Here is a 16,265-nt window from a genome sequence, read left to right on the forward strand (position 1 = left end):
GCGGCTAAGAAGCAGTTAAGTGGAGTGAAATTGGCTCAGAAATTTTCTTCGAGCCAATGGAACACCTTGTTCACCACGCCGCTTCTCGACTCAGGTCCGTCCTGGCGCGAAGCAGTTGCCCTTACTGCGTCCGCAAACCCCAACTCGGAGTATAGTAGCAGACCGGAGGCTGTGGAGAAAGCTGGCGTTGCCAGTGTCTCGCCGAGAAATTCGGCGATGGTTGGCCGGCCGAGACGCACTGGCGCCTGCAGGATACGGCTGGCCACGTCGCGCACGCCTGACAGCTGCGATGCGCCGCCCGTCAGCACGACCCGGTGGGGGAGTACTTTGCGTACACCACTGGAATCGAGCGTCTTCCGCACGAATTCAAATGTTTCTTCGACCCGGGGGGCGATGATTTCTGCCAGCTGGCCGCGTTCCATGCGGGCTGCCTGCAGGCGGCCGTCATCGCCAAGGCGCGGCACTTCGATCCGCTCGGCGAGGCCGGGGCCTTCGAGGTTGGCGGTGCCATAGACGCTTTTCAGCCGCTCGGCAGCGGCGAACGTGGTGCCGAGGCCTTGGGCGAGGTCGGAGGTGACATGCGACCCGCCCGCCGGAACAAGGCCCAGCCAGGCCGGGGAACCGTTCAGGTAGACCGAGACGGCCGTCACGCCGGCGCCCATATCGATACAGATGGCGCCGTTTTCGATTTCATCGTCGATCAGCGTGCCCGCTCCGCTGGCGATGGAGGAGGGGATTAGGGCCGTGACACCGATATGCGCCCGGCCGACACATTCGACGAGGTTCTTCACCACGGATTTCGGTGCGGTGACGACCGACAACAGCAGGCTCAGCTCGCTGGCATACATGCCCTGCGGTTCGCGGACACCTTCCTGTTCGTCGACCCGGTAAGCGACTGGCCAGGCGGCCAGGGTTTCCTCGCCCCGGGCAGGCATCTTGCCCAGCGCCTGGGCCTGGATGCGGCGCACGTCTTTCTGGTTGATCTCGCGCCCGCCGATGTCGATGCGGGCGGTGACCAGCGTGGAGGCCAGTTTCTGGCCCGTGATGCCGAGCATCACATTGGAGATCTGTTCACCGGCCTCGCGTTCGGCATCTTCCACGGCAAGGCGGATGGCGCGTTCCAGGCCTTCCATGTCTGTGATGGTGCCGCCGGTGAAACCGCGCGACTGCTGGCGCCCGGCGCCGAGAATGCGGAAGCTGCGCGGGCCGGCGCCGTCATTGCGGCCGATCAGGCAGGTGATCTTCGAGCAGCCAATATCGAGCGCTGCGACCGTGCCGGTCTGCGAGCGGCCCATACGCGGGGCACGGCGGGACTGTGCATTGGCCATCAGGACCGCGCCGCGATTTCACGCGCCTTGAAGTTCGGCGGGTTGACCGGGCCGAGATAGACGCGGCCGGCATTGCGCAGGTCGATCATTTTCAGCGGGCGCTGCATCAGGGCCGTGCGCACCTGCAGGTCGGTCAGGCGGCCGAGGGCGGCGGTCAGTTCGACATCCTCCGGCAGGCGGACCGTGGCGCCGGAAATCAGGCGCATGTCCCAGCGGCGGTCGTTGATGCGGGTTGCGATGGCAAGGTCGCCGGTCACGTCCGGGGCGTCGGCCAGCGCATTGACGAGGGCAGGGGCGGCCTCCGGTGCGCCCCGCCCGGCGACGCGGACCAGATCGGGATGATCGCCGGCGCGTTCGTCCGGGATGACCCGGCCGAGGCCGTCCACAACAGTCCATTCCTTGCCGTCATGCCAGACGGCCACGGGCTCGGCCGCGTCCGCGATGATGACAACCTGGTCTGGCCAGAGACGGTGCACGCGCACGTTCAGCACCTTGTGTGTGCCTTCAACGCGGCGGCGGATGATGTAGGGATCGGCGCGGAACATGTTCTCGCCCGGCTCGATCATGGCGGCGGCGCGGATTTCCTGCTGCAGGCCGGGGTCCTGCTCGAGCCCCAGCACGGAGACTTCGTTCACGGAGACGCCGGCCATCCGGGCCGTGTCGTCCATGAAGCCGGCAAACCGGCTTTCGATCTGCGACATGGATCCGCCCATCCAGGCCGCGAGTGCCACGATGATGGCGATCAGCATGACGAAACCGAACAGGACGGACGAGACGCGGACTTCCTCGCCTGTCACCTCATCGACAAAGGTGACCGGTTCGCGTTTGCGTTTCTTGGCGGGCTGGTTGCGGCTTATCTTCGGCATGAAGCGTCCTCAATCATCCATGCGACCAGTTCTTCGAAGGACATTCCTGCGAAAGCGGCCTGTTCGGGGACAAGTGAGGTGGGCGTCATGCCGGGCTGGGTATTGGTCTCTAGGATCACGAGCCGGTCTCTCTTGTCGTCGTAGCGAAAGTCGGATCGTGTCGCGCCCCGGCAGCCAAGGACCTGATGTGCCCGCACGGCGAAATCCATCGCCATGGCGGTGATGTGCTCAGGCACGTCTGCCGGGATCACATGACGTGATCCACCAGCTGAATATTTTGCATCGAAATCGTAATAGTCCCTTAAGGTCGTGATCTCTGTCACGGCTAAAGGCCGGTCGCCCAGCACGGCGACGGTCAGTTCCCGGCCGGGAATGAACTCCTCGGCCATCAGGTAGTCGCCATAATGCCAGCTCTCGTCCAGCAGGTCCTGCGGCGGGCCATTGGTGCCTTCGCGCACGATCAGGACACCGAAACTGGAGCCTTCATTGACTGGTTTGATCACGTAAGGCGGGTCCAGCGCGTGGGCGGCGGCGGCTTCGGCCCGGGTGACTTGCTTGTCCTCGGCCACCGGCAGGCCGGCGGAACGGTAGACGGCTTTCGATTTCAGCTTGTCCATTGCCAGGGCAGAGGCCAGCACGCCGGAATGGGAATAGGGCACGTCCATGATCTCCAGCAGGCCCTGCACACAGCCATCCTCGCCCCACGGTCCGTGTAGACCGTTCAGCACCACATCCGGCTTTGCCTCAGTCAGCTGGGCGGCCAGGTTCCGGCCGGCATCAATGCCGACCGCGTCATAGCCGGCAGCCTCAGCCGCGCGCAGCATCTGCGTGCCAGAGGAGATCGAGACCTCCCGTTCGGAGGACCAGCCGCCATAGATCACTGCCACGCGCTTCATTCTGAATGTCCTTCCTGCCCGGCGGCGCTCGACCCGCGCCCCCGGCGTTCAATCGTCTTTTCTGCTTGGTGCCGGTGAATAGGGGCTTAAGCGAGGCAATCCGGCGGCAGGGCGAAGATTACGAAAAAGTCATCTCGGTAGCCTATTGCGCTCGACTGACTACAACAGTAGTCAATATTGAATAACGGAAAGATGAGTCGCTGGCGGGGGCGCCGGTTTCTCTTCACGAAAGCGAAGAAGCAGGAGGCGCCCCGTGGCTGTCAGCCATACCCTATTGTCGAGTTTTGCCGCCCTGACGGCAGCCAGTCTTACCGCAATCCCAGCCATGGCCGAGCCTGACGCCGGCTCGCCCGCATCTGCCGGCATCGATTATGCGCCCGCCGATTTCGCGCAATACAATCCGCAAACCGCGCTGGACATGGTGAACCGGATTCCCGGCTTTTCCATCCAGGGCGACGATGACGGATCGCGCGGCTTTGGCCAGGCCAGTGGCAATGTCCTGATCAATGGCCAGCGGGTTTCCGGAAAATCAAACGGGGCCGAAGCGACGCTCGGGCGGATTTCCGCCACGCGGGTTGTCCGGATCGAAGTGGTCGACGGCACCATGCTGGATATTCCGGGCCTGTCCGGGCAGGTGGTGAATGTCACGACCGACGGGGAAGGGGGCATGTCCGGCACCTGGCGCTGGAAATCCCGCTTCCGGGAAAACCTGACGCCCTACTTCCATGAGGGTGTGGTCGCCCTGTCCGGCGGCGGCGAACGCCTGAACTGGAGCGTGGAGGCAAGCAGCCTGCCGGAACGCGGCGCCCATGCAGGATGGGAAACCATCACCTCGGCGGATGGTGCGTTGCTGGAACGCCGCAAGGAAGATTTGACCAATATTGCCGACAATGCATCCGTGTCCGGATCGCTCTCCTGGACACCGCCGAGCGGTGTGGTGGCGAACCTCAATGGGCAGGTCGGCATCTATCAGTTCGACCGGAAGGAAGTTTCGAAGACCTTCCCGGTCGATGCGCTGGAAGGCCGACGCCTTTTCCTGAGCGGAGAGGACGAGTGGAATGCCGAGTTCGGAGGCGACTATGAATTCGGCTTCGGGCCGGGACGCCTGAAGGCGATCGGGCTGATCCGGCGCGAAAACAGCCCGGTGAATGATTCGGTCCTTATCGGCGCGGTGGACGGAACGGACCTGACCGAAACCCGCTTCAGCCAGACCGTGGATGAAGGCGAATATATCGGCCGGGGCGAATATGCCTGGGCAGCGGGGCAGGGAAGCGATTGGCAGGTCTCCGTCGAGAATGCCTTCAACTTCCTCGAAGCCGAAGCCGGGCTGAGCATTGCCCGGGACGGCCAGCCCTTCGAGATCATTCCTTTGCCGGGTGCGAACTCCCGCGTTGAGGAGACCCGCTGGGAAGCGGCCATCACGCATGGGCGCGCCCTGACGGAGGCGCTGCGGCTGCAGGTTTCTCTCGGGGCGGAATATTCGGAGCTCACGCAATCGGGCGACAATACCAATGCGCGGGAATTCACCCGGCCGAAGGGCTTTGTCAGCCTGTCCTGGCAGGCCGATCCGAAGCTGAAGCTGACGGCACGGCTGGACCGGGAAGTCGGCCAGCTGGATTTCTTCGACTTTGTTTCGTCGGTGAACCTCAATGCCGACAATGGCAATTCCGGCAATGCCGAAATCGTGCCGCAACAGGCCTGGAAGTGGAGCCTGCAGGCGGAGAAGGATTTCGGCGCCTGGGGAGCAGCAACGCTGAACACCTATTTTTCCGACATTGAAGACATCGTCGACCGTGTTCCGCTCGGCACCGGCGACGGGCCGGGAAATCTCGACACGGCGTGGGAATTCGGCATGACACTCGACACAACGCTCAGTTTTGACAGACTGGGCATTCCCGGCGGCGAATTGACGAGTTTCGCCGAAGTGTATGATTCCGAGGTCACCGATCCGCTGACCGGTGAGGTCCGCCGATTCAATGACAGCCAACTATACTATGTGAACATGGAGTTCCGGCAGGATGTTCCGGACACGGATTGGACCTGGGGTATCTTTGCGGAGAAATTCGAAGATAACCTGTATTACCAGCTTGCCGAGCAGGGCGTGCAAAACTCCACACCCGGTTACGTTTATGCCTTTGTCGAGCACAAGAATGTGTTCGGCCTGACGGCCATGCTGGGGATCGGGAACCTCCTGAACCAGAAAGACAATTTCCGGCGGGAGATTTACGAGACCAACAGGCTGGGCCCGCTCGCATCGATCGAAGACCGCAATCGCCGCTTTGGCCCGGTCGCCGTTTTTGAATTGCGCGGAACGCTCTAGGCGGTTTCGCTGGCAAGCTGCCCGATGCGGCGCACTTCCCAGCGAAGTTCCACGCCCTGTGTTTCCAGCACACGGCGGCGGACGAGTTCGCCCAGCGCTTCCAGGTCTGCGGCGGTCGCGTCGCCGGTATTGATCAGGAAGTTGCAGTGCTTGGGGGAGACCTGCGCCCCGCCGACTTTCAGGCCCCGGCAGCCGGCCGCGTCGATCAGCTTCCAGGCAGAGCGCTGGTCCGGCGTTCCCGGCGGATCGGGATTGGCGAAGGTGGAGCCGGAGGTCTTTTCCTTGATCGGCTGCGTCTCGGCGCGGCGTGCCTGCAGCTGTTCGATATCGGAGAGGATCTTGTCCGGCGCATCCGTCCCGGTGCCCTCCAGGATGAGGCGGGTGACGATCAGGTCTTCCGGCAGGTCTGTGTGGCGATAGGAGAAATGGGCTTCGGGCAGGTCGCCGGAATGGGCCGGGCCGCGATAGGCGGCCTGGGTGCCGTCGCGCCGGAAGCCGTGCAGGCTGACCAGAACGTCACGCAGTTCCCGGCCGTAACAGCCGGCATTCGTCCGCGTGGCGCCGCCAACGGACCCCGGAATGCCGGACAGGAATTCGAGCCCGCGTATGCCATTCGTGGCAGCGGTCTTCGCCACGGAGAGGTCCAGTGCGCCGGTGCGGGCGGACAGGCGGGCCCCGTCCAGCGCGTCCACGTCCCCCCAATACCGCCCCATCAGGCGGATCACGACCCCCCTTATGCCGCCGTCGCGCACGATGACATTCGAGCCGACGCCCAGCACCGTGACCGGCACCTCCGGATCAAGCGCCTTCAGGAAGGCTTCGAGGTCTTCCTCGTCTGCGGGCAGGAACAGGGCGTCCGCCGGTCCGCCCACGCGGAACCAGGTGTAGGGGGCAAGCGGGGCGTTCTCGATCAGCTTGCCGCGCACGGGGGGGAGGGGGAATGCCGTCATGCCTTGGCGTTCTCCCGACTTGCGCATGAAGTCAAGCGGCGTGCCCCGGCGCGGCTTTGCCGTCGAGGGGCTCTTGTGGGTGGGCTCGCTGAAAAAAGCGGCACCGGAATGCCCGAAGGGCGATTTTTCCCAAATCCCTTGGACATGTTGCAGCTTCTGTTGAACCAGTGTGCCTCCCTTCTGTCACCTGCATTGGAGTTGCTGACATGTCCTTGTCCCTGAAAACACGTCTGGCCCGCGCGGGCCTCACAAGCCTGATGGTGCTGGCCACGTTCTCGGCACCGGCGAGTGCGAAACCGTCGGATATCAACAGCCGCTTCAAATCCACCTTGTCCGAAATGGTGGATGAAAACCTCGATGAATGGGTCGATGTTTACAAGGACTTTCATGCCAACCCGGAGCTGGGCCTGCAGGAAACCCGGTCTGCCGGGATCATTGCGGCACGGTTGAAAGAGCTTGGTTTTGAAGTGACCGAAGGTATCGGTCAGACCGGCGTGGTCGGCATCCTGAAGAATGGCAAGGGGCCGCTGGTTATGGTGCGGGCGGATATGGACGGCCTGCCTGTGCAGGAGAAGACCGGGCTTGATTATGCCAGCACGGTGCAGACGGAATGGAATGGCGAACCCAAATACGTGATGCATGCCTGCGGCCATGATGCGCATATGGCGATTTTCCTCGCCACGGCGCAGACGCTTGTCGAGATGAAGAAAGACTGGAAGGGCACGCTGATGTTGGTGGCCCAGCCTGCCGAGGAAGGTGGCGGCGGTGCCAGCAAGATGATGGCGGACGGTATTTTCGACCAGTTCGGCGTGCCGGATTACGGCTTCGCCCTGCATGTGACGCCTGCGGCCTATGATTCGGTTCAGATCGTGAAGGGACAGATGAATTCTTATGCAGGCGGGTTCGACATCGTGTTCAATGGCGTCGGCGGCCACGGCTCGCGCCCCAGCACCACGATCGACCCGGTGATGATGGCCTCCAAATTCGTGGTAGACCTGCAAAGTGTGGTCAGCCGTGAGAAGCCGGAGCAGGAATTCGGTGTGATCAGTGTCGGCGCCATTCAGGGCGGCTCGGCTGGCAACATCATTCCGGACTCTGTGCGCGTGCGCGGAACCGTCCGCTGGTACAAGCCGGAAGTCGGCGAGAAGCTGCTGGAAGGCGTCCGCCGCACGGCAGATGCCATCGTTTCCATGGCCGGGGCACCAGAGGCAGACATCAGTATCCGCAGCGGCGGCACGGCCGTCTACAACGATCCTGACTTGTCGCAGAACACGCTGGACGCGATGAGCCGGGTCTTCCCGGAAGGCAAGGTCACGTTTGCCGCGCCGACCACGGGCAGCGAAGACTATGGCGAATTCCTGAAATCGTTCAGCAGTTCGGTCTATTTCCGCGTCGGCGTCTACGACCCGGCCCTGTTCGACGAGAACGGCAAAACGATCGATTTCATGCGGACCCCGGGCAACCACTCGCCCTTCTTCGCACCGGTCCCTGCGCCGACAATCGGCACCGGCGTGAAAGCCATGACGACGGCCGTGATGAACGTCATGGAGAATTAGGCCGCGTTGCGGGCATCCTGCTTGCATTGTGCACTGATGAAAAGAAAAGGGCGCCTCCGTATCGGGGCGCCCTTCTGATTTTGTGTTTTATACCCGCTGGGTGCTCAGGGCGCCGTGGCAGTGCTTGTATTTCTTGCCGGAGCCGCATGGGCAGGGCGAGTTGCGCGGCGTGTTCGACCAGTCGTCTTCGGCCTGTTGCAGTTCCGGGCCGGGTGGCCTGGACGTGTCGGCCGGGTCCATCTCGTTGACGCCGGTATCGGGGTCGAGGTGTGTTTCGTGCGCCGGTACCTGTGGCGGCTGTGGTGCCGGCATCTGCGCGGGTGCGGGCCGTTGCGGCATCTGGGCCGGGGCAGGGCGCTGCTGCGCCTGTTCCGGAGGTGCCTGCTGCACACGGACATGCATCAGCGAGCGGGTGACCGTCGCGCGCAGTTCTTCCAGCAGGTTGTGGAACAGGTTGAAGGCTTCGGACTTGAATTCGTTCAGCGGGTCGCGCTGGCCGTAGGAGCGCAGGTGGATGACCGAGCGCAGCTGGTCGATCAATTGCAGGTGTTCGCGCCAGCGCATGTCCAGCACCTGGAGCAGAATCTGCTTCTCGATCCGGTGCATCTGGTCAGCGCCGACCGTGGTGGTGATCGCTTCATAGACCTTGTCCACGGCATCGCGGATGCGCTGGACGACTTCCTTGTTGGCAACGCCTTCTTCGGCGGCCCATTCGTCGACCGGCAGGTCGATCGCGAATTCGTTGCGCAAGGCTTCGCGCAGGCCGGCCACATCCCATTGCTCCGCATACGCCTTTTCCGGCATGGTGCGGGCGACGAGCGCATCGATCACATGTTCGCGCATTTCCACGATCACGTCGGACACGTCCTCGGCACGCATGAACTCCATGCGCTGTTCGAAGATGGCTTTGCGCTGGTCGTTGATCACGTCATCGTATTTGAGGACGTTCTTGCGGATCTCGAAATTGCGCTGTTCGATCTTGCGCTGCGAGGTTTCCATCGCCTTGTTCATCCAGGGATGGGTGATGCCCTCGTCTTCCTTGATGCCGAGGCGGCGCATCACGGCGTCCATGCGCTCGGCAGCAAAGATGCGCATCAGGTCATCTTCGATGGAGATATAGAATTTCGATTTGCCGGGGTCGCCCTGGCGCCCCGTCCGGCCGCGCAGCTGGTTGTCGATGCGGCGGCTTTCGTGACGCTCTGTCCCCAGAACATACAGGCCGCCCGCATCCAGCGCGCGCTTTTTCTTGACTTCGATGTCTGCCTTGATCTGCGAGGTGAGCAGGGAGGCTTCGCCCTCGGTCAGTTCCCGGCCGAGCTCGGCCTCTTTCTTGTCCTTTTCCTGCTCGAAGCGCAGGTCGAAATTGCCGCCGAGCTGGATGTCGGTGCCGCGGCCGGCCATGTTCGTCGCAACGGTAACGGCGCCAGGCACACCGGCATCAGCCACGATGAGGGCTTCCTGTTCGTGGTGGCGGGCGTTCAGCACCTTGTGCGGGATCTTCGCGGCGGTCAGCAGATTGTCGAGGATTTCGGACTTCTCGATCGAGGCGGTGCCGAGCAGGATCGGTTGGCCCTTGGCGTGGCACTCGCGCACTTCCTTGACGATCTCGGCATATTTCGCCTTGGCCGTCCGGTAGACGACGTCGTCTTCGTCGATCCGCTGGATCGGCTTGTTGGTCGGAAGGTCGATGACTTCCAGCTTGTAGATGTCCGCAAATTCGTCGGCCTCGGTCAGGGCCGTGCCGGTCATGCCGGACAGCTTGTCATAGAGGCGGAAATAGTTCTGGAAGGTGATCGAGGCCAGCGTCTGGTTCTCGGGCTTGATGTCGGTGCGTTCCTTGGCCTCGATGGCCTGGTGCAGGCCTTCGGACAGGCGGCGGCCTTCCATCATCCGGCCGGTGAACTCATCAATCAGCATCACCTCGCCGCCCTTGACGATATAATCCTTGTCACGGGCGTAGAGCTTGTGGGCGCGCAGGGCCTGGTTGGCGTGATGGACCAGGGTGATGTTGTGCGGCTCCCACAGGGACCCTTCCAGTAGGCCTTCTTCTTCCAGCCAGGTTTCGATCTTTTCCATGCCGCCTTCGGCATAGGTGACCGAGCGCTGCTTTTCGTCGAGCTCGTAGTCGTCTTCCTCCAGACGCGGGATCATCGCGTCGATCTTGATGTAGAGGTCGGAGCGGTCGTCGGTCGGGCCGGAAATGATCAGCGGTGTCCGGGCTTCGTCGATCAGGATGGAGTCCACCTCGTCGACGATCGCGAAATGGTGTCCGCGCTGGGCCATCTGGTCCAGCGAGTATTTCATGTTGTCGCGCAGATAGTCGAAGCCGAATTCGTTGTTCGTGCCGTAGGTAATGTCTGACGCGTAGGCGGCCTTGCGCTCCTCATCCGTGATGCCGTGCACGATGATGCCGGTCGTCATGCCGAGGAAGCCATAGATCTGGCCCATCCATTCGGCGTCACGCTTGGCGAGATAGTCGTTCACGGTCACGACATGCACGCCCTTGCCCTCAAGGGCGTTCAGGTAGGCGGCGAGCGTGGCGACCAGCGTCTTGCCCTCACCGGTACGCATCTCGGCGATCGCGCCGGAGTGCAGGATCATGCCGCCCATCAGCTGGACATCGAAATGGCGCATGCCTGTGGCGCGCCGTGCAGCCTCGCGGGTGACGGCGAAGGCCTCTTCGAGCAGTGAGTCGAGCGTGGCGCCGTCGGCGAGCCGCTTGCGGAATTCCGCCGTCTTGCCTTTGAGTGCGCTGTCTGAAAGCGCTTCCATCATGGGCTCGAGGGCATTGATGCGGTTGACGCGGGCGCGCAGGGGTTTCAGCTTACGGTCATTAGCGGAACCGAAAATCTTGCGGGCGACGGAAAACATATCAGGCTGCACCAATCAGGTCTGGGGCGAAGAAACTGTGATCCTGACCGTGTGACCGCACAGGAATACGCGGGTTCTCCCACCGTGATTACACCAGCCAAACGTACTCGACCAGCGCGCGGGTGAGACTTAAGAACGCCGCATTGGGGTGTCAATGCGGCGCCATCAGACAGCTGGAGTGATGACTGTGTTGAATCTGAAGGCGTTGCGGGTCAGTCCGCGTATCCTGTTTGCCGGCCTCGTTGCTAGTCTGGCGATCTTCATGGCGGCTGCCTGCAGTGCGCCGCCGGAGGAAGAAGTGCCTGTTCGCGTTGAAGGCGCAACAGCCGCCACCGTGAATGGCGAGAAAATCTATGTCAGCGATGTGGAGCTGGAGGCGGTTGCCCGCGGGCTTGTTCCGGCAGGGACAAAGGTCAAGGCAGGGGATACGGAATACGACACCGTCCTGAGCCAGCTGATCGAACAGAAGCTGATGTCTCAGGAAGCGATTCGGCGCGGACTGGACAAGGATCCGGCCGGGCGCCGCCGGCTGGAAATGGCCAGGGAACGCATTCTAGGCAACCTGCTGGTCGAAAACCTCGTCGCCGAGGATGTCACCGAAGACCAGATCGAGGCGATGTACCAGAAGCAGGTCGCCCTGCAGCAGGACGATGACGAGGTGCGAATCTCGCACATCCTGGTCGCCACTAAGGAAGACGCGCAGGCCCTGTTCGACCGGATCCAGGCCGGCGAAAGCTTCGAGAGCCTTGTTAGTGCCAACTCGCTCGACAGTGCCACGCGCATGGAGCAGGGGGACCTTGGTTATGTGTCCCCCAATGACGAGCCGGCGCCGTTTCCGCTGGTGATCGCCAATACGGGCGAAGGGGAGGTTGCCCCGCCATTCGAGTCCGCCGACGGCTGGCACATCCTGAAAGTGAAGGACCGCCGCTCGCGGGCCCCCAAGACGCGTGAGGAAATGCGGCCCGACATCGTCACCTTCCTGACGCTGGAACAGGTCGCCAAGATTGTCCGGCGTCTCAAGGCGGAAGCACAGATCCAGCAGGGTGAACCGGGGCTCGACGACGACGGTTCGACGCCTTACAGGCTTCCGGACATGGATACCGGCTCTGACACGCCGGAAGACCCGTCCGCTCCGGCTTCTGAAGGAACTGAACTTTGAATCTGACGCCCTCGCCCTTTGCTGCGCCTTTTCCGAAATTGCCTGACGTGAAAGGCGTGCGCGCCGCCACCGGCTCGCGTGGCTTTTATGCCAAGCGCGGCGAGACGCGCGACGATGTCTTCCTGTTCGCCTTCGACGAAGGCACGACATGCGCCGGTGTCTACACAATTTCACGAACTGCATCGGCAGACGTGTTGTGGTGCCGGCAGGCGCTGGAGACGGGCCGCGGTGTGGCCCGTGCCCTGATTGCCAATTCGGGCAATTCCAACGCCTTCACCGGTCCGAAAGGCCATGAGAAGAACGAGGCAACGCTGAAAGCCGTGACCGGCGCGCTGGGCGTCGCAAAGGAACACTGCTTCCTGGCCGCGACGGGCGTCATCGGCGAGCCGCTGGCCGATCCGAACTATGTCGGCGCGTTCGTGCCGGAACTGGCGGGCAAGCTCGGGCCACCGGACTGGGAAGCCGCGACCCGTGCCTTCATGACCACCGACACGTTCGCCAAGGGCGCCGGCACGTCGATGGACATTGGCGGGCACGATGTGAACTTTGCCGGGATCGTGAAAGGCTCCGGCATGATCGCGCCGAACATGGCCACGATGCTGGCCTATGTCTTTACCGATGCCGCCATCGCCCATGACGTGCTGCAGGAATTGCTCGAAGAGATCACAAGCGAGACGTTCAATTCGATCACCGTGGATGGCGACACATCCACGTCCGACACGTTGATGGTGTTTGCGACCGGCCAGTCGGGCATGGACCCGATCACCTCGAAGGACGATCCGCGTCTCGATTCCGTGGCGATGGCCCTGCACTCTGTCTGTCTGGAACTTGCCCAACTGGTGGTGAAGGATGGGGAAGGGGCGCAAAAATTCGTCACCATCCAGGTGGATAGCGCTGCGTCTCATCTTTCCGCAAAGATCATCGCCTGCGAGATTGCCAATTCACCGCTGATCAAGACAGCGATGGCGGCGGGCGATGCGAATTGGGGGCGTATCGTGATGGCGGTCGGAAAATCGCTGGAGCCGATCAAGGCGGAGGCGCTCGCGATCTGGTTCGACGATATTCAGGTCGCCAAGGATGGCGCACGCATGCCTGACTATGATGAAGAGGCTGCGAGCGCCGTGTTTGCGCAGCCGGAATTCACGATTCGTGTGGATGTTGCCGCGGGCGATCATTCGGCCACCGTCTGGACGTGCGACCTGACGCACGGCTATGTCGACATCAACGGCGCCTACCGCACATGAGCCCCAAATGAGCCATCGACTCGTTCTGGTCGTCGCCGCAGCATTGTACAATGACAAGGGCGAGATCCTTCTGGCGCAGCGCCCGGAAGGCAAGCAGCTGGCTGGCCTGTGGGAATTTCCGGGCGGCAAGGTAGAGCCGGGCGAAACGCCGGAGGCTGCCCTGGTGCGCGAGCTGTACGAGGAGTTGTCGATCACGGTTAAGGAATCGGAACTCCAGCCCCTCACTTTTGCGAGTTTCACTTACCCCGACTTTCATCTTCTCATGCCACTTTACAAGTGTCAGGCATGGTCAGACGAAGTGCATCCGCGTGAAGGCCAGGCCATCGCATGGGTTCCTCCGGCAAATCTGTCTGATTACCCGGCCCCTCCGGCGGATATTCCGTTGTTTGAGGTTCTTTCGGGAGGACACGCGACGGAGGGGTCATGAGAGCCGCACGTGAACTGTTTCAGACGTTTCTCGGCAACGAGAATGGCGCAACTGCCATCGAATACGCTCTGATTGCCGGCATGATCTGCCTGGCGATTGTTGGCGGGGCGACGGCTGTCGGAACGACGACCAATGACTCTTTCACCAAGGCTGCAGACGGCTTCCCGGACTGATCCTTTGGTTTAATCGCGCTTGGCTTGCTGGCGCACTGCGTCGGCGAGGCTCGCCTTGGCAGAGCCGGGCCGCAAGGGCTGCGGCTGGCCGGGGGCCGGCGCCCAGCCGGATACGTGAACAATTTCGAAACTTGCCCGCACGCGCCCGTCCGGGTCGGCATGGCGTTCGCGATACAGGCTGAGTGCCCTGTCCAGCACAGCGCGTGGCAGCGGCCGGATCATGCCCGGCGCCAGCGCGCTTTGCTCTCCCATGCCTTTCAGGTCGGCCAGCAGGCGCGCGGGATCGCGGTAGCGCACCACCACACTATCCCGGTCTGCCACGGGCAGGGCGAAGCCCGCCCGCTGCATCAGGTTCGCCATGTCCTTCAGGCCGGGCAGCGGGGACAGGCGCGGGGACACACCCCCCGACACCTCCGTTTCCGCTTCCATCAGGCAGTCCCGCAGCTCCGCCAGCGTGCCCGCGCCAAACAGGGCGCCGAGGAACAGGCCGTCCGGTTTCAGGCTCTGGCGCAACCGCACCAGCGTGCCCGGCAGGTCGTTCACCCAGTGCAGGGACAGGGCCGAGACGATGAGGTCGAAACGGTTTTCGGGGAGGGACGGGGTTTCCTCGTCCAGCACGCGGGCGTCCGTGCCTGCGGCGCGTGCCGCATCAACCATGGCCGGGGAGAGATCGCTGGCCTCGACAGCGCCGACCCGGCCGGTGCCGGACAGGATGCGGGCCAGCCGCCCGTCATGGCAGCCAAGGTCCAGTGCGCGCTCGAACCTGCGGGGCGTATCCTGCACGCGATCGGCGATGTCCCTCGACACGTGCTCCTTGAGGAACGCATAATCCTCATAGCGGGGTGCGGCCCGGTCACGGTTTCGCGCAACACGGGCACGGTCGAACAGGCGCGGGGGAGCGGCAGGCGTCATGGCACGCGATATGGAGCAGCAGCAGAGCCGTTCAAAGGCCTTTCTGCGTATTGCCGCTGATTTCCTGTGGCCGCCCCGCTCGCTGGTCAGCCGGGAACGCGGCCTCGGCAAGGGGCCGCTCGCCCCGCATGAATTCGGGCGGATCCATTTTCTGAGCGGCGCGGTCTGCAACCGGTGCGGGATGCCTTTGGGTGCCGAACTGGACGATGGTGCGACGTGCGCGGCGTGTATCGCCCGCCCGCCGCGTTGGGACCGGGCGCGTGCGGCATTCGTCTACGAGGCGGCCTCCCGGCGGCTGGTGCTGGACCTCAAACGGTCGGGTCGGCGCGACGGGCTCGGCACATTTTCAGGCTGGATGGCCCAGGCAGGCAGGACGCTGCTGGATGAAGCCGATGTAATCGTTCCGGTGCCGCTGCACTACACCCGGCTCGCCAGCCGCGGGTTCAACCAGTCGGCTTGGCTGGCGGATGCCGTTTCACGGCGGACCGGGGTCCCGGTCTCGGTCGACGCATTGAAGCGGACCCGCCGCACGCCGACCCAGGGCGGGCTCTCCGCCAAGGCCCGTCGCCGTAATATGGCAGGCGCGTTCGCACCGCATCCCAAGCGGACCGGGCATGTTCAGGGTAAACGTGTCCTTCTGATCGATGACGTGCTGACCACGGGCGCGACGCTCAGCGCGTGCACGCGTGCCCTCAAACGGGCAGGGGCGCGGCATGTGGACGTCCTGGTGCTTGCGCGCGTTGTACGGGAAACCGACGTCACCATATAATTCCTGTAACGGTTCCAAGGAGCTTTTTTATGACGAAAGTCACGATCTATACCCGGGCCTTCTGCCCGTATTGCTCGCGCGCTGTGTCCCTGCTGAAGGAGAAGCAGGTGGCCTTCGAAGAGATCGACGCCGGCATGAGCCCGGACAAGAAAGCGGAGATGATCCAGCGCGCCAATGGCGGGCGGACCTTCCCGCAGATCTTCATCGGAGAGCATCACATCGGCGGGTGCGACGAGATGATGGCGCTCGAACGGGCCGGCAAGCTCGACCCGATGCTGGCGCAGCCCTGAGGCGGGGAGGGCTGACCAGTGATCCGCTACGCGCTCCATTGCCAGGCCTGTGACCAGGACTTCGAAGCCTGGTTCGCCTCGTCGTCGGCCTATGAAAAGCTGAAAGAAAAGCGCCAGGTGCGCTGTACGGCGTGCAATTCCTCCCGCGTGGACAAGCAGATCATGGCGCCTGCGGTGAAATCGGCGAAGAAAAAAGACGCCTCCGCCGATCCGGAGAAGATGTTTGCCGCCTTTGCCGAGAAGGCTCGCCAGCATGTGGCCGAAAATTTCGACTATGTTGGCGGCGATTTTGCCGAAGAGGCCCGGTCCATGTTCTACGGCGAAAAGGATGAGCGCCCCATTTGGGGGGAGACCACCGAGGATGAGCGCGAGGCCCTGAAGGAAGAGGGCGTTCCGGCTGCCCCGCTGCCTGAGCCGTTCACGCCGCCTGTGCCAAAGCCAAAGGGCCAGCTGAACTGACGCAGCCATTGGCGGCTGACATCTGCGGCAATACGGGCGCCATCA

15 protein-coding genes are annotated in these 16,265 nt (G+C 63.0%); 9 read left to right on the forward strand and 6 right to left on the reverse strand.

Features of this window, described 5'->3' with window-relative positions; all coding sequences use genetic code 11:
• Nucleotides 1-35 precede the first annotated feature (35 nt).
• Genes ftsA through HAD_RS06630 form a run of 3 tightly spaced genes read right to left on the reverse strand, consistent with a single transcriptional unit; the run spans nucleotide 36 to nucleotide 3,090 of the window.
• Nucleotides 36-1,328 carry a cell division protein FtsA gene (ftsA, locus tag HAD_RS06620; RefSeq protein WP_035570097.1) on the reverse strand — a complete coding sequence of 431 codons (1,293 nt, stop codon included), beginning with the start codon at nucleotides 1,326-1,328 and terminating at the stop codon, nucleotides 36-38.
• Nucleotides 1,328-2,194, reverse strand: coding sequence for a cell division protein FtsQ/DivIB (locus HAD_RS17855; protein ID WP_051595988.1), 867 nt, complete (start codon nucleotides 2,192-2,194; stop codon nucleotides 1,328-1,330). Before HAD_RS17855 ends, ftsA begins: the two co-directional genes overlap by 1 nt.
• Complete coding sequence (locus tag HAD_RS06630) at nucleotides 2,182-3,090, reverse strand: D-alanine--D-alanine ligase (protein ID WP_035570099.1); 909 nt, start codon at nucleotides 3,088-3,090, stop codon at nucleotides 2,182-2,184. Before HAD_RS06630 ends, HAD_RS17855 begins: the two co-directional genes overlap by 13 nt.
• A gap of 253 nt (nucleotides 3,091-3,343) precedes the next feature.
• Between HAD_RS06630 and HAD_RS06635 the strand changes: the two genes are divergently transcribed.
• Nucleotides 3,344-5,410 (forward strand): TonB-dependent receptor plug domain-containing protein, encoded by a 2,067-nt coding sequence (locus HAD_RS06635; protein ID WP_156942187.1) that lies wholly within the window; start codon nucleotides 3,344-3,346, stop codon nucleotides 5,408-5,410.
• Here the strand turns inward: HAD_RS06635 and murB are convergent.
• On the reverse strand, nucleotides 5,407-6,360 hold the full coding sequence (murB, locus tag HAD_RS06640) for a UDP-N-acetylmuramate dehydrogenase (protein WP_035571768.1): 954 nt from the start codon (nucleotides 6,358-6,360) through the stop codon (nucleotides 5,407-5,409). The two genes, HAD_RS06635 and murB, sit on opposite strands and share 4 nt — an antisense overlap.
• Nucleotides 6,361-6,566: 206 nt before the next feature.
• Here murB and HAD_RS06645 point away from each other — a divergent pair, with 206 nt between their 5' ends.
• Nucleotides 6,567-7,916 (forward strand): amidohydrolase, encoded by a 1,350-nt coding sequence (locus HAD_RS06645; protein WP_035570101.1) that lies wholly within the window; start codon nucleotides 6,567-6,569, stop codon nucleotides 7,914-7,916.
• An 87-nt stretch (nucleotides 7,917-8,003) separates the two neighbouring features.
• On the opposite strand, the gene secA is transcribed toward HAD_RS06645, so the two are convergent.
• A complete protein-coding gene (secA, locus tag HAD_RS06650) occupies nucleotides 8,004-10,787 on the reverse strand; it encodes a preprotein translocase subunit SecA (protein WP_035571769.1) in 2,784 nt (927 codons plus the stop codon).
• A 187-nt stretch (nucleotides 10,788-10,974) separates the two neighbouring features.
• Here secA and HAD_RS06655 point away from each other — a divergent pair, with 187 nt between their 5' ends.
• The 4 genes from HAD_RS06655 to HAD_RS18345 are packed head-to-tail and all read left to right on the forward strand — an operon-like array spanning nucleotide 10,975 to nucleotide 13,790.
• Nucleotides 10,975-11,946 carry a peptidylprolyl isomerase gene (locus tag HAD_RS06655; protein WP_162177478.1) on the forward strand — a complete coding sequence of 324 codons (972 nt, stop codon included), beginning with the start codon at nucleotides 10,975-10,977 and terminating at the stop codon, nucleotides 11,944-11,946.
• Entirely contained in the window at nucleotides 11,943-13,190 is a 1,248-nt protein-coding gene (gene argJ / locus HAD_RS06660) for a bifunctional glutamate N-acetyltransferase/amino-acid acetyltransferase ArgJ (protein ID WP_035570102.1), read from the forward strand. Before HAD_RS06655 ends, argJ begins: the two co-directional genes overlap by 4 nt.
• Nucleotides 13,191-13,197: 7 nt before the next feature.
• Nucleotides 13,198-13,617: an 8-oxo-dGTP diphosphatase MutT gene (gene mutT / locus HAD_RS06665; RefSeq protein WP_035570105.1), complete on the forward strand. Its 420-nt coding sequence runs from the start codon at nucleotides 13,198-13,200 to the stop codon at nucleotides 13,615-13,617.
• Complete coding sequence (locus HAD_RS18345) at nucleotides 13,614-13,790, forward strand: Flp family type IVb pilin (protein WP_084331803.1); 177 nt, start codon at nucleotides 13,614-13,616, stop codon at nucleotides 13,788-13,790. The genes mutT and HAD_RS18345 overlap by 4 nt, the downstream gene beginning before the upstream one ends.
• Nucleotides 13,791-13,799: 9 nt before the next feature.
• On the opposite strand, the gene HAD_RS06670 is transcribed toward HAD_RS18345, so the two are convergent.
• Nucleotides 13,800-14,702 carry a methyltransferase domain-containing protein gene (locus HAD_RS06670; RefSeq protein ID WP_035570106.1) on the reverse strand — a complete coding sequence of 301 codons (903 nt, stop codon included), beginning with the start codon at nucleotides 14,700-14,702 and terminating at the stop codon, nucleotides 13,800-13,802.
• On the opposite strand from HAD_RS06670, the gene HAD_RS06675 reads away from it, so the two are divergent.
• Genes HAD_RS06675 through HAD_RS06685 form a run of 3 tightly spaced genes read left to right on the forward strand, consistent with a single transcriptional unit; the run spans nucleotide 14,701 to nucleotide 16,220 of the window.
• The gene (locus HAD_RS06675) at nucleotides 14,701-15,471 is read left to right on the forward strand and encodes a ComF family protein (RefSeq protein ID WP_156942188.1); all 771 of its coding nucleotides are present in this window, start codon (nucleotides 14,701-14,703) and stop codon (nucleotides 15,469-15,471) included. The genes HAD_RS06670 and HAD_RS06675 overlap by 2 nt on opposite strands.
• 29 nt (nucleotides 15,472-15,500) lie before the next feature.
• A complete protein-coding gene (grxC, locus tag HAD_RS06680) occupies nucleotides 15,501-15,761 on the forward strand; it encodes a glutaredoxin 3 (RefSeq protein WP_035570108.1) in 261 nt (86 codons plus the stop codon).
• Between the two features lie 18 nt (nucleotides 15,762-15,779).
• On the forward strand, nucleotides 15,780-16,220 hold the full coding sequence (locus tag HAD_RS06685; RefSeq protein WP_035570111.1) for a DUF1178 family protein: 441 nt from the start codon (nucleotides 15,780-15,782) through the stop codon (nucleotides 16,218-16,220).
• The last annotated feature ends 45 nt before the right edge of the window (nucleotides 16,221-16,265 follow it).

It is taken from the genome of Hyphomonas adhaerens MHS-3 (assembly GCF_000685235.1).
GTDB lineage: Bacteria > Pseudomonadota > Alphaproteobacteria > Caulobacterales > Hyphomonadaceae > Hyphomonas > Hyphomonas adhaerens.